Below are 13,244 nucleotides of genomic sequence, written 5' to 3' on the forward strand. Positions count from 1 at the left end.
GGCTGCCACAGAGAGGACCGCCTCATGCCGGACATAGCCCAGCTTCTTGTCGACATCCTGCCGTTCATCCTCATCGGCTTTGCGGCACAGATGATCGACGGGGCGCTGGGCATGGCCTTCGGGGTCACCACCCAGACCCTGCTGGTAAGCGCGATGGGCGTGCCCCCTGCAAGCGCCTCGGCGAGCGTCCACCTCGTCGAGTTCTTCACCACCGGCGCCTCGGGCCTCAGCCACATGTGGCAGCGCAATGTCGACTGGGGGCTGTTCCGCAGGCTGGTGCCCTTCGGCGTGCTCGGCGGGGTGACGGGCGCCTATATCCTCTCGAACATCGACGCGAGCGCCGCGCGGCCCTTCGTCATGCTCTACCTGACCGGGATCGGCTTCTACCTGCTGTGGCGGGCGATCCGCATGCTCAAGCCCCGGCTCGAGGACCCACGCTACACCAGCCCGCTGGCCGCCATCGGCGGATTCCTCGATGCGGCGGGCGGCGGCGGGTGGGGGCCGGTTGTCACCTCCAACCTGCTGATCCAGGGCGGTGATCCGAGGAAGGTGATCGGCACGGTCAACACCGCCGAGTTCCTGCTGACCACCTCGATCTCGCTGACCTTCCTGCTGACCCTCGGCCCGGCGGCCTTCACGCTCATCACCGTCGGCCTGATCATCGGCGGGGTGATCGCGGCGCCGTTCGGCGCGATCCTCGTCAGCCGGATCAATCCGCGCCTCCTGCTGTTCGGGGTCTCGCTGGTCTTGATCGTCACCAGCGCCTACAGCATCTGGAAAGCCTGGCCGATCATCTAGGGTCGGCGGAGCCTCCCGATGGATACCGAACTGCTGCTCATCTGCGCGCTCACGGGCGTCATCAACCTCATCGGCGCGCTCGCCTATGCGGCGCGCATCGCGGGCGTGAGGACCGGGCGCATCGCCCTGTCCTTTGCCCTCTTCAACGTGCTGCTGCTGGTGAGCCGCACCTCCAACGGCTTTCTCGGCCCGTTCCTCGCCAAGCGGATCGAGACCGCGCTTCAGACCGGCAACGGCGACCTGCTGCTGCTCGACCTCAGGCTGGTGCTCGCCTCGGCGGCGCTCGCGGTGTTCGTCGGCATCCTCATGGTGCCGAGCTTCCAGCGCCTGTTCGCCGCGGCGATCACCTCGTTCCAGCACAAGCGCTCGACCGGCCGCCTGCTGCTGCGCGCCGCGACCCCGGCGGGGCTGAGGACGATCCGCGAATCCGTGGCGCTGCCGAAGAAGGCGACGCTCGAATCGCTGAGGGGCCCGCGCGGGGTGAGCTGGGGCGTGCTCGCGGCCAATGCCATCGCGCAAGGGCTCCTCGCCGTCGGCGTGATCGCCTCGCTCTATGCCGGCTACCTCGTTCCCGAGTTCCGGGTCACCGCCTCGCAGATGACCGCGATCGTCAACGGCTTCGCGACGATCCTGCTGTTCGCGCTGATCGACCCGCAGATCTCCGCGCTGACCGACGACGTGGTCGACGGCTCGGTGAGCGAGGCGACCTTCCGCCGGGCGATGATCTGGGTCTCGCTGAGCCGCCTCGCGGGCACGCTCGCGGCACAGGCGCTGCTGGTGCCCGCCGCGGTGGTGATCGCCTGGGCGGCGGGCTGGCTCTAGGCGAGCTGGCCCAGGAGCAGGCCGCCCGCCGCGCAGACCGCGAGGAGGCGCAGCACCGACCACTTCGCCCCGAAGGCGAGCGCGAAGGCGAGCGCCGCCAGCAATCCCGCACGCCAGTCGAAGCTGGCAAGCTCGGGCCAGGAGAGCCTCAATGGCCCCGCCTCGACCTCGCCGACGCGGGCGAACAGCACGTGCAGCGCGAACCACGCGGTGAGGTTGGCGATCACGCCGACCACCGCCGCTGTCACCGCCGCAAGCCCCCCCTTGAGCCACACCGCGCGCCCCATCCGGTCGATCCACGGCGCGAGCGCGAAGATCCACAGGAAGCACGGCGCGAAGGTCACCCAGGTGGTCAGCAGCGCGCCGAGGAAGCCGGCCATCAGCGGCGAGAAGGGCTCCGGCGCGCGGAAGGCGGCGAGGTAGCCGACGAACTGCGTCACCAGGATCAGCGGCCCGGGGGTGGTCTCGGCGAGACCCAGCCCGTCGGCCATCTCGCCGGGCTGAAGCCAGCCAAAGCCCTGCACCGCCTCCTGCGCCATGTAGGCGAGCACCGCATAGGCGCCGCCGAAGGTGACGATCGCGAGCTGCGAGAAGAACGCGCCGATCTCCCACAGCACGTGGCCGCGCCCGAGCGTCGCGGCGATCAGCACCATCGGCGCCGCCCAGATCGTGCCCCACACCAGCACCGAGAGGATCGTCTTGCGCCACGGCCGCGCCGGGAGCTCGCCCGAGCCCTTGCCGGGCTTCAGGGCGAGGAGATCGGGCCTCGTCCGGGCGATCACCATGCCGATGACGCCCGCACCCAGCACGATCAGCGGGAAGGGCAGGTCGAGCAGGAACAGCCCGACGAACGCCGCCGCCGCGAGCGCCTTCTTCACCCCGGTGTCGAGCGCCCGTCCCGCGATCCGCAGCAGCGCCTGCACCACCACCGCGAGCACCGCCGCCTTCACCCCGAGGAACAGCGCCGCCACCCAGCCGAGGTTCGCCGCGAGCGCATAGAGCACCGACAGCGCGAGGATGATCGCCGCGCCGGGAATGACGAACAGCAGCCCGGCCGCGAGCCCCCCCTGCCAGCCGTGCAGCCGCCAGCCGATCCAGGTCGCGAGCTGCTGCGCCTCGGGCCCGGGGAGCAGGTGGCAGAAGTTGAGCGCGTGGAGGTAGTCCTCCTCGGCGACCCAGTGCCGCTCCTCGACGAGCTCGCGGTGCATCAACGCGATCTGCCCGGCCGGGCCGCCGAAGGAGAGCAGGCCGATGCGGGTGAAGACGCGCACCAGATCGGCGAATCTCGGCGTGGGGGCGGTGCCCTGAAGGTCGGGGGAAAAAGATACGTCCAGCTCGGCCATGCCTACCTCGAAAATGGCCCCGCCGCGCGCGGGCGCAGGGGGTGATGACGAGGCAACACTTGGGCCTGTCTCGGCCTGGACGGGAGGTCGCTTGGCCCCGTGGAGCGCGTGATAACGGGGCCGCGCCCCGGCTTCAAGAGGTGGCGCGCACCGAAGTCTGCGCTATAGCAGGGTGCGCGCGGCGGGTCGGTGGGGCTCGCCCGGCCAACGGGGGACGACCATTGCGGAAAGACACGAGGAGGCGCGGCATGGCGGTCGATTGGCGGCCTGCCCGTTGGAAGTGTCGCGGGGCTCACCCAAAAGGGGAAGGATCGCCGGCCTCACCGCATCCCGTGCCAGCGATTACGTTTCCGGGAGCCCGCAAGTGATGATGAACAAGGTTCAGCTACCCGGGACGCCGATCACCTGCGGCGTGCTCGGCATGGGGTGCGCATCGCTCGGCTCGCGCGTGTCGCGCGCGCAGGGTCTGCGGGCGCTGGCCGCCGCGCACGAGCAGGGGGTCGACTGGCTCGACGTCGCGCCGGTCTATGGCGCCGGCCAGGCCGAGGAGATCATCGGCAGCTTCGTCAAGGGCCGCCGCGACCGGGTGCACATCTGCTCCAAGGTCGGGCTCTCGGTGGCGCGCAGCGGCGCGGCGCTGCGGCTCGCCTACGCGCTCGGTCGGCCGCTGATCGGGGCGGCGAAGGGCCTCAGGAGCCGGTTCAAGAAGGTCACCGCGGCGCAGAACGTCTCCGTGCCGCTCACCCCGGAACTGATCGCGACCTCGCTCGAAAGTTCGCTGCGGCGGCTCGGCACCGACTATCTCGACATGCTCGCGCTGCACCGCGTCGAGGTGGCGGACCTCGCCCGCGACGAGATCCGCCGCGCGCTCGAGGATGCCGTCGCCGCGGGCAAGGTGCGCCACGTCGGCGTCGCGGGCAGTGTCGAGTCCGCCGAGGCGGCGCTCGCGTGGCCGGAGACCTTCACGATCCTGCAACTCGCCGACGCGCCGCACGAGGCGCCGCTGCCGCGCCTGCGCGCCGCGGCGAGCCGCCCGCCCGCCTTCATCACCCACTCGGTGTTCGGCGTCGGCGGCGCGATGGCCGCCGCCGAGACCGCGCTCGCCGCGAACCCCGCGCTGCGCACACGGCTGGCGGAGGCGGGCTATGCCGGGGGCGACCGGCAGGTGATCGCCGACCTGCTGCTCGACCGGGCACTCGCCTCGAACTGCGAGGGCGTGGTGCTGGTCAGCATGTACGACCCTGCGCACCTTGCCGCCAACGTGGCGCGCGCGCGCGGGCCCGCTCGCGAGGAGGCGATCGCGCTGGTCGCGGCCTTGCAGGGCGCCGCCGCCGGTTCCGGCGCGGCGGCGCCTGCCCCCTAGCCGGACGGCGTATCGGGATTGACCAATATCGGGGGCACAGCGCATGGGGCGCTCGCGGGGCAGGGCGGGTCGGGGGATGCCCCCGCACGGCCCATTCGCCAAACCGGCTTGCCTGACATGGCGTGCCATCAGGAGACGATGATGACTGCCGATGCGGATCGCGGTGAGACAGGGAACGACACGGCAAGCGCGGCGCCGCGCATCGCCGTCATCATCCCGCATCTCAACACCCCGGACCTGCTTGCCCGGTGCCTCGCCTCGATCACCTCCCAATCGCTCGATCACGGGCGGTGCGAGGTGATCGTCGTCGACAACGGCTCGCGCGTCAGCCTCGATGAGGTGAAGGCAGCCTTTCCCGAGGTCACCTTCCTGCTCGAGCCCACCCCCGGGCCGGGCCTCGCGCGCAACCGCGGGATCGCCGCCACCCGCGCACCGGTGCTCGCCTTCACCGACGCCGATTGCCAAGCGGCCCCCGACTGGCTGCAGACGGCCGTCGCGGTGGTCGAGGCTGCGCCCGATCGCGCGGTGGTCGGCGGCGACGTCATCATCGAGACCCGCGACGATACCTCGCTCAATCCCGTCGAGGCCTTCGAGAAGGTGTTCGGGTTCCGGCAGAAGATGTACATCGAGCGGCTCCATTTCTCGGTGACCGCCAACCTGGTGATGAGCGCCGCGGTCGCCCGCGCGGTGGGGCCTTTCGCCGATATCAGCATCGTCGAGGACAAGGACTGGTGCCTGCGCGCGCGCAAGGCGGGCTTCACCGTCCGCTACGAGCCACGCCTCAGGGTGCGGCACCCGGCGATCGCCGATTACGAGTCCCTCACCCGCAAGTGGCGGCGCAATGTCCACCACTACTACACCGACCACCTGCGCGCCGGACATCCGGCGTGGCGCTGGCAGCTCAAGACCGCGATGGTGGTGGCCTCGATCGTGCCGGACACGTTCCGGGTGCTCGCCTCGCGCAACCTCGCCGGGATCGGCAACCGCTGGCGCGGGGTGCTCGGGCTGGCCAGGATCAGGCTGTTCCGCGCCGCCGAGATGATGCGGGCCCCCGCCAGCCGGACAAACTCCCCCGCGACGTTCTGGAACCGCTGACCGGGCATTCTCCGGCCTCACCCGCTTTATAGAGGCAGTTGAACACCAAATGATCGATGAACAGGTCGAGCTTCTTCATCGAAGATGCTGATCGTCGACCCGAACAGATCATCGGACGAGGCGTTGCTGTTCAAGGAACCAGCGAATTCCCGCAGAGGTTGGCCTCAGCCATTGCGGCAATTTGTGAGAAGGGATGTTCCATGAACAAGTCTATCTACTTCGCGGGAGCGGCAGCGGCCGCGCTCCTTACCGCCTCGATCGGCTACGCGCAGTCGACCGGCACCACCGGCACCGGGAGCGGGACCAACACCGGCACCTCGACCGGCACCAACCCGGCCGGCAGCGGGCAGGCAACCGGCACCACCAGCGGCTCGCGCACCGGCAGCACGACCACCACCGGCGAAGGCACCGGCACGACCTCGAGCCAGACCGGCACGACGGGCTCGACCGGGACCGGCACCTACAACTCGGGCACGACGGGCACCACCGGCACCGGCACCTACCAGAACGGCCAGACCTCGAGCGGCACCTACGCCACCGGCCAGACCTCGACCGGCGGGACCTACAACGGCACCGCGGGCTCGACCGGGACCACCGGCGGCACCTACAACAGCACGACCGGCACCACCGGAGGCGCCCGCGGAGGCTCGAGCTGGCAGGGCGCCGGAGAGCGGGGCTGAGGCCCCCTGACCCCGTGACCCACAGGACATCTGCCGCGCCGGACCCGGCGCGGCAGTTTCTGCGCGGCGCGGCCGCCTGGACGCTGGCGCTGGGCGGCGGCGCGGCGCTGGGACTGACCGCCCTGCACCTCGCCGGACCTTCCGGCGGCCTGCCTGCGATGGCGGCGCTCGCCGCAGCCCCTGCCGCCGCGTCGCGCGGCACGCCGTGGCTCGACGCGCAGGGGCAGGCGAACGCCGAGACCCGCGCCTTCCTCGCCCTGCTCCGCCGCGCGGGCGAGCACGGGCTCGACCCCGCAGCCTACCGCATCGACGCGATCGAGACCGCGCTGGCAGACGACCCCGCGGCAGCGACAGCCCTGCTCGACGAGACCATCGCCGCCTATGCCCGCGACCTCACCGTCCCGCAGCGGCTTGCCGAAGTCATCTATATCGACCCCGAGCTCGTTCCCGCCCCGCCGACCCTCGCCGCGCTGACCGCGCAAGGCACGCCGGTCGCGGCGCTCGAAGCGCTCCAGTCCGGGAACCTCGCCTATCAGGAACTGCGCGCCGCCCTCGCCGACTACCGCGCGCGCTGGGGCCACCTCCCGCAGGTCACCATCCCGCAAGGCCCGACACTCGCCCCCGGCAGCCGCGGCGCGCGCGTCGCGCTGCTGCGCGAGCGGCTCGGCCTGCCCGAGGGCACGAGCTACGACACGGCGCTCGGGCAAGCGGTGCTCGCCTTCCGCGCCGCGCATGGCCTCCCCCCCGCGCGCCTCGCCGACGCCGCGACCATCGCCGCGCTCAACAAGGGCGCGGCGGGTTACGAGGCGCTGATCCTCGCCGACCTCGACCGCCTGCGCGCGCTCCCCGCCGACGGGCGGCGCCACGTCCTCGCCGACACCGCCGCCGCGCGCCTGCGGATGATCGAAGGCGGCCGGGAGGCAGGCAGCATGCGCGTGGTGGTCGGCAAGCCCGGCATGGCAACGCCGCTGCTCGCCGGGCTGATCCGCTATGCGCTGGTCAACCCTTACTGGAACGTGCCCCCCGACCTCGTGCGCGCGACCATCGCCCCGGCGGTGCTGCGCGAGGGGCCGGGGATGCTCGCCCGCCGCCGCTACGTGCTCTCCCCCGACTGGCGCTCGACCGCGCCGCTCGATCCCGGCGCGGTCGACTGGCAGGCGGTCGCGGCGGGACGCGCGAGCGTCTGGGTGCGCCAGCTGCCGGGCGGGCGCAACATGATGGGCCGGGTCAAGTTCATGCTGCCCAACGACATGGGCATCTACCTCCACGACACCCCCGACAAGACCCTCTTCACCCGCGCCGACCGCCGCCTGAGCTCGGGCTGCGTGCGGGTGGAGGACGCCGCAAGGCTCGGCGCCTGGCTGTTCGGCCGCGACATCCTCGCCGGCGACCCCGCGCCCGACCGGCGCGTCGATCTCGAAGAACCGGTGCCGGTCTACACCCTCCGACTGAACACCGGCGTGGAGCGCGGGCGCGTGCGGTTCCGGTCGGAAGGGCTCGACGGAGGAGAGCCAAGTCCGCCACACCTCCCTCCCCGGCACGGAGCGACGAAAACAGATCGCTCGGTCCACATCAAGGAGCCGAGCGCCCAGCAATCCGCGCATTGATCTCGGCAATTTGCGCGCGCAGGAGCTCGACTTCGGCCTCGGCCTTGGCGCGGGCGATCGCCTTCATCGGATCGGGCACCGGGTCGGCGGTGAGACCATCGAGCTTCTTCTTGGCCTCCTCGTAGGCAATCTCCTTCTGGAGACGCGCGGTCTCGTCGCGATTGGCACGCAGTTCGTCCTGGCGCTGCTTGTAGAAGCCTGCGCCTTGCGATGCGGCATCGGCAAGGGTCTTGGCGAGAGTGCTGCTCGAGGCGTACTGGAACTTCTCGACCGCCCCTTCCTTGCTCAGGCTGAGCGACAGGCCGTTGTTGCTGAACATCTCGTTCCGCAACCGCACGAAGCGCAGCTGGCCGAGTTGCGGCACGAGGACCTTCTCGTCCTTGACGAGATCCGGCGAGTCCTTCGCGCACTTCGACGTGTTGCCCGGCCCGTTCTTGCCGAACTCGGCCCGGCAGATGGTCAGCGTGCCGCGCGCCGGAGGCCGGATGAACAGACCCTGCTGCGCGCTCGTCCCGCGCCCGTCCACCTGACGCGGGAAGTCGTCCTTCGCGAGGCTCGCGTCGCTGGCGAGCGTCCGGAGGCATTCGGCGTCCAATTTGGCGCCTTCTGGGCAAGCGGGCAGATTGTCGGTCGCGACCGCATCGAGCGTGGCGGCAAGCTTCGTCAACCCGGCGATGCAACCCGGCACGTCGAGACTGCCCGCCTTGGAGCAAGCGTCTGGCGAGACCACTTCCTCGAACGTTCTCGCCCTGCCGTCGCGATCGATGTACCGCTCGACAAAATCCTTGGCAAACCCGCGGAGCGCTTCGCGGTCCGGCGAGGCCGCGATGGCCTTGGCGAGGGCCTGCTGATCGACCATCCGGCGGCTCTCGACTGTCACCAGACCCTCGATCCGGGCCTGGTCGGTCTGCGACAGCGGCGCGAGGCCGACGATCGCACGTTCATCGAATTTGCCCGGCCAGACCGCGGTGGCTTTGGCCGCCAGGCGCTTCTCGATCTTCCCCAGCTCCTCGGTGCGAGCCTCGATCAACGCCTGCTGGAGGAGCACGTCCTCGAGCTCCTGGCGGAGCGCCTCGCGGCCTGCGGAATTGAGGCCGCCCGCCTCGGCGAGCTTGGTGCGCCTCTCGAGGACGCCGTTCGCGGCCTTCAGCTTCGCATTGAGGCCGGAGAGCTCTTCGCCGATGGCGGCGCGCCGGACGACATCTTCGCGCACGCTCGGCTGACAGACGATGACGGCTCGCGCTTCTCGGCTTGCGCTCGCCTCGACAAGGTCGGCCAGCGTGTTGCGCAAGCGGCTCTGTTCGTCCTCTACCGCCTTCTGCGCAGCCGCATCGGTCGCATACCGTGAGAGGTCGAGTTTGAGGCCCTTGGCCAGAACCGAAAACTCGCTTCGCTTCTTGTCGCCGACGGGAAGCACCGCCGGAATGGCCGCCAGCCCTGCCGGCCCTGCCGCCACCGCGGCCACGGTCAGGCCTGCCTTCAGCAGCGTGCCGGCGACTTCCCCGCTCTGATCCGCTATGCTGACGTTGATCCCCTTGAGGATCTCCGTTCCGGGCTGATACTCAATGGCGAAGCTTGTGGTCTTGAGGAAGCTGTCGAGCTTGGAATGGTCGATGAGGTAACGCTCACCGGCGATCTGCGTCGGCTTGGCCGTGGCGCCGAGTTCGACGGCGAGCTGGCCCGTCCAGAACTGGCCATCCTTGGGGTGCCCTGCGATGGCGATCGGCTGCGGACAGGCCGACAGGATGCGGGTCGCCTCCACCTCGTATTGCAGCATCGGCAGCGCGTAGGGTGTGCCCGAAAGCGCCATGCGGGGTTGCGCGCTGACCACTCGGTCGGGGATGACGGAAAGGCTGGTGCAGCCGGTCATGGCGAGCCCCGCCGCAGCGGCCACCAGCGCCCGGGCAATCGGCGTCATGGGCCTGCGCGGTGCAGGCGAAGTCTTTCTCGTCGCGATGTTCATGGCTCACCCCCCGGTTGCCGTTGCCGCTGGCACGCAACGGCCTTGAACGAATCGCCGATTGCCACGCGAGATACTTCTTAAAACAATCGATTAGGCGGCACTATAGCGATTCTCGGCGGTCTGGCCGCGTCTGTTGCGCTCAGCTTGGCCGATTTCCGCCCCGTCCCCTTCTCCTTGACTTCGCGCCGGGTGCGCCCTAGCGGCTGCGCTTTCCTACTTTCCCCGCGATTCTGCATAAGGGCCGCCCATGGCACGCGTTACCGTTGAAGATTGCGTCGACAAGGTTCCGAACCGCTTCGACCTCGTCCTGCTCGCCGCGCAGCGTGCGCGCGAGATCTCGGGCGGGAGCGAGCTGACCATCGACCGCGACCGCGACAAGAACCCGGTCGTGGCGCTGCGCGAGATCGCCGAGCAGACCATCACCCCGGGCGCGCTGCATGAATCGCTGGTGACGGGCCTCCAGAAGATCCTCCCCGACGACGAGGACGAGGCCGACGAGATCGGCTCGCTCAGCCAGTCGGCCGAAGCGCTGCGGATCACCGCCTCGGCGCCGGCCCGCACTTCCTCGCTGGGCGGCGATTACGACGGGTAATCGTTGCTTTTCAAAAATTTGAGCCTTTTTCAGGGGCGGTCTAGACCCGGTCTAGGCCGCCCTTGCTGCATCTCAGACCCCGGTCAGACCCCCCCTTGACCCCTCCTTGACCCCCGCTTGACCCCCGTCAGAGCGGCCTTGCCAAGGGTTTCGGGGGCGCTATCCCTTGGTCCGGTCATCCGGTGGTCGCACCGGAAAAGCTGGGGGGTGCGCATGGCGGGTATCGCGGTCTACAGCGTCAAGGGCGGGGTCGGGAAGACCACCCTGGCGGTCAACCTCGCCTGGGCCGCGGCGAGCATCTCGCGCCGCCGGACGCTGCTGTGGGACCTCGACGCGGCGAACGGATCGGGCTTCCTGCTGGGCGTCGATCCGCGGAAAAAACGCAGCGCCGACAGCATCTTCGCCGAGGGAAGCGATCCTGCGAAGCTGATCCGCGAGACCGCCTACCCGGGGCTCGACCTGCTCCCGGCGGACGAGAGCATCCGCACCCTCGACCGCACGCTCGACCGGCTCGGCAAAAAGAAGCGGCTGGCGCGGGTGACCGAGGGGCTGGCCAAGGAATACGAGCGGATCATCTTCGATTGTCCCCCGGTTCTCAACGAGTTGAGCGCGCAGATCATCCGTGCTGCCGACCTCGTGATCGTCCCCCTGCCCCCCTCCCCGCTCTCCGCACGGGCGCTCGAGGCGGTGACCGAGGAGGTGCGGAGCGCCGGCAAGGGGCACCCGCCGATCCTCCCGGTGCTCTCGATGCTCGACCTCCGGCGTTCGCTGCACAAGGCGGCGCGCGAGGCGAACCCGGACTGGCCGGCGATCCCGCTGGCGAGCGCGGTCGAGCAATGCGCGGTCGAGCGGCGGCCGGTCGGCGCCCTCGCCCCCCGCTCGGCCGCGGCACGGGCGGTGACCGGGCTGTGGACCGCGGTGGAACGCAAGCTCGCACGGGGGTAGGCCCGGGAGGGGGCAAATCGCCGCTTCCGCTGGCGCGGCAAAGGCGATTATACCGGGCGCAACGGGGTCCGGAAGGGGCTGGAAATGGGCGATTTCGGCGATAGCATCGGGACGGTGATCGAGGGCGGGCTGCTCGGCCGGGCGGTCGAGCCAACTGCGGGCGAGGTCGCCGCGCACGCCGCCACGCCGGTCGACTGCCCCAATTGCGGGACCTCCCACCGCGGCAACTTCTGCCCCGAATGCGGCCAGAAGGCGCATCTCCACCGCAGCCTCGCCGCGATCGCCCACGACATCATGCACGGCGTGTTGCACCTCGACGGCAAGCTCTGGAACACGCTGCCGATGCTGGTCTTCAAGCCGGGCGAGCTGACCCGCCGCTTCGTCGCCGGGGAGCGCGCGAAGTTCGTGAGCCCGATGGCGATGTTCCTGTTCACGGTCTTCGCGATGTTCGCGGTGTTCCAGATGGTCGGCCTTACCGCGCCGACCGACCTCGCCGAGGGCTTCGCCGACGGCGCCGGCCAGGGAGCCGGCGTAGTGCAGACCAACATCCGCGAACAGATCACCGCGCTCGAGAAGGAGAAGGCCGACCTGCCCCGGGAAAGCCCGCGCCGCGAGGAAATCGACAACGAATTGAAGGGCCTCAACACCGTGCTCGAGAAGGGGATCGGCGCGGCGAGCGAGAACAAGGGGAGCGTCACCTTCAACACCGGGAGCAGCTGGCTCGACGAGCACCTGCTCGAGAAGTGGAAGAAGAACCCCGGCCTGATGCTCTACAAGCTCCAGTCGAACGGCTACAAGTTCAGCTGGTTGCTGATCCCGCTGTCGATCCCCTTCCTGTGGCTGATGTTCGCGTGGCGGCGCCAGTTCAAGGCCTATGACCACGCCGTGTTCGTCACCTATTCGCTGAGCTTCATGTCGCTGCTGTTCATCGCAATGTCGATCCTCAGCACCATCCCGCAAGGGCCGGGGATCGCCGCACTGCTGTTCACGATCGGCGGGCCGCTGCACCTCTACAAGCAGTTGCGTTATGCATATGGGCTGAACCGGTTCTCGGCGCTGTGGCGGTGGTTCGTGCTGCTGGTCTGCACGCAGATCGTGCTGACGATGTTCCTGCTGATCCTCGGGGTGCTCGGCGCCTTCTGAGCGGGGGCGCGTCAGGACTTGCAGCTCGGCCTGTCCCGCTCAGGGAACGTTTCGCCGGGCCCCTTGTTGATTCGCGAGCGAGGGTGCAAGGTCGGCGCAGGAGTGCGTCATGGCAATTATCGCGGTCTACAGCGCGAAGGGCGGCGTCGGGAAAACGACCATAGCGACCAATCTGGCATGGTGCGCCGCGCAAGGACGCGCGCCTGCGCGGCGGACGCTGCTGTGGGACCTCGATGCGGCCGACGGTGCGGGGTTCATGTTCGCGCTCGAAGCGGGGCGCAAGCGGCAGGCGCGCAGCCTCTTCGCGGGCGACGTCCAGCCCCATGCGCTGATCCAGCCGACCGCCTATGCGGGGCTCGACATCCTCCCGGCGGACAGCAGCCTGCGCGAGCTCGACGGGCTGCTGCTGCGCATGGGCCAGCGCCACCGGCTCGCGACGCTCGGGAGACAGCTCGAGCGCAGCTACGACCGGCTGATCCTCGACTGCCCGCCGATGCTCAACGAGCTCTCCGCGCAGGTGCTGCGCGCCGCGACGCTGGTGATCGTGCCGCTGCCGCCCTCGCCGCTGTCGGCGCGGGGCTTCGACTTCGTGGTCGAGGAGATCCGCCGCCACACCAAGCGCCCGCCGCCGATCCTGCCGGTGCTCTCGATGATCGACCGCCGCCGGGCGCTGCACAACGAGGCGCTGGCGGCGAACCCGACCTGGCCGTGGATCCCGCTGGTCAGCGCGGTCGAGCAATGCGCAGTGCACCGCCGCCCGCTCGGCGCCTTCGCGCCGAACTCTCCGGCAGCCGACGCCTTCGCGCGCCTGTCGCAGGGGATCGAGCGCAAGCTCGCGCAGATGGCGCAGCGGGCGGCTCAGGCGGCCTAGAACAAGGGCGCCCGGATCGCTC

Annotated in this window: 12 protein-coding genes; 10 read left to right on the forward strand and 2 right to left on the reverse strand. The window is 70.0% G+C overall.

What is annotated here, in order from left to right:
* The first annotated feature begins 24 nt into the window (after window positions 1–24).
* Both ACLBKU_RS13385 and ACLBKU_RS13390 read left to right on the forward strand, forming a co-directional pair.
* Window positions 25–798, forward strand: a complete 774-nt coding sequence (locus tag ACLBKU_RS13385) for a sulfite exporter TauE/SafE family protein (RefSeq protein WP_410180050.1) — start codon at window positions 25–27, stop codon at window positions 796–798.
* A gap of 18 nt (window positions 799–816) precedes the next feature.
* Window positions 817–1,620 (forward strand): lipid II flippase Amj family protein, encoded by an 804-nt coding sequence (locus ACLBKU_RS13390; RefSeq protein ID WP_410180051.1) that lies wholly within the window; start codon window positions 817–819, stop codon window positions 1,618–1,620.
* Here the strand turns inward: ACLBKU_RS13390 and chrA are convergent.
* Window positions 1,617–2,963, reverse strand: coding sequence for a chromate efflux transporter (chrA, locus tag ACLBKU_RS13395; RefSeq protein WP_410180052.1), 1,347 nt, complete (start codon window positions 2,961–2,963; stop codon window positions 1,617–1,619). The two genes, ACLBKU_RS13390 and chrA, sit on opposite strands and share 4 nt — an antisense overlap.
* A gap of 367 nt (window positions 2,964–3,330) precedes the next feature.
* Here chrA and ACLBKU_RS13400 point away from each other — a divergent pair, with 367 nt between their 5' ends.
* The 4 genes from ACLBKU_RS13400 (at window position 3,331) to ACLBKU_RS13415 (ending at window position 7,708) form a co-directional block, all read left to right on the forward strand.
* Window positions 3,331–4,326, forward strand: a complete 996-nt coding sequence (locus ACLBKU_RS13400; protein WP_410180053.1) for an aldo/keto reductase — start codon at window positions 3,331–3,333, stop codon at window positions 4,324–4,326.
* Between the two features lie 138 nt (window positions 4,327–4,464).
* On the forward strand, window positions 4,465–5,421 hold the full coding sequence (locus ACLBKU_RS13405; protein WP_410180054.1) for a glycosyltransferase family 2 protein: 957 nt from the start codon (window positions 4,465–4,467) through the stop codon (window positions 5,419–5,421).
* Between the two features lie 200 nt (window positions 5,422–5,621).
* Window positions 5,622–6,101 carry a hypothetical protein gene (locus tag ACLBKU_RS13410; RefSeq protein ID WP_410180055.1) on the forward strand — a complete coding sequence of 160 codons (480 nt, stop codon included), beginning with the start codon at window positions 5,622–5,624 and terminating at the stop codon, window positions 6,099–6,101.
* A gap of 14 nt (window positions 6,102–6,115) precedes the next feature.
* The gene (locus ACLBKU_RS13415) at window positions 6,116–7,708 is read left to right on the forward strand and encodes a L,D-transpeptidase family protein (protein ID WP_410180056.1); all 1,593 of its coding nucleotides are present in this window, start codon (window positions 6,116–6,118) and stop codon (window positions 7,706–7,708) included.
* Here the strand turns inward: ACLBKU_RS13415 and ACLBKU_RS13420 are convergent.
* A complete protein-coding gene (locus tag ACLBKU_RS13420) occupies window positions 7,674–9,671 on the reverse strand; it encodes a hypothetical protein (RefSeq protein ID WP_410180057.1) in 1,998 nt (665 codons plus the stop codon). The two genes, ACLBKU_RS13415 and ACLBKU_RS13420, sit on opposite strands and share 35 nt — an antisense overlap.
* A gap of 247 nt (window positions 9,672–9,918) precedes the next feature.
* Between ACLBKU_RS13420 and rpoZ the strand changes: the two genes are divergently transcribed.
* From rpoZ to ACLBKU_RS13440, 4 genes are all read left to right on the forward strand, one after another.
* Window positions 9,919–10,263 (forward strand): DNA-directed RNA polymerase subunit omega, encoded by a 345-nt coding sequence (gene rpoZ / locus ACLBKU_RS13425; protein ID WP_017665997.1) that lies wholly within the window; start codon window positions 9,919–9,921, stop codon window positions 10,261–10,263.
* Between the two features lie 213 nt (window positions 10,264–10,476).
* Window positions 10,477–11,208, forward strand: a complete 732-nt coding sequence (locus tag ACLBKU_RS13430; RefSeq protein WP_410180058.1) for a ParA family protein — start codon at window positions 10,477–10,479, stop codon at window positions 11,206–11,208.
* An 84-nt stretch (window positions 11,209–11,292) separates the two neighbouring features.
* Window positions 11,293–12,351, forward strand: a complete 1,059-nt coding sequence (locus ACLBKU_RS13435; RefSeq protein WP_410180059.1) for a DUF3667 domain-containing protein — start codon at window positions 11,293–11,295, stop codon at window positions 12,349–12,351.
* Between the two features lie 109 nt (window positions 12,352–12,460).
* Window positions 12,461–13,222, forward strand: a complete 762-nt coding sequence (locus ACLBKU_RS13440; protein ID WP_410180060.1) for a ParA family protein — start codon at window positions 12,461–12,463, stop codon at window positions 13,220–13,222.
* Window positions 13,223–13,244 lie beyond the last annotated feature (22 nt).

The sequence above is a fragment of the Erythrobacter sp. NE805 genome (assembly GCF_046452355.1).
Classification (GTDB): domain Bacteria; phylum Pseudomonadota; class Alphaproteobacteria; order Sphingomonadales; family Sphingomonadaceae; genus Erythrobacter.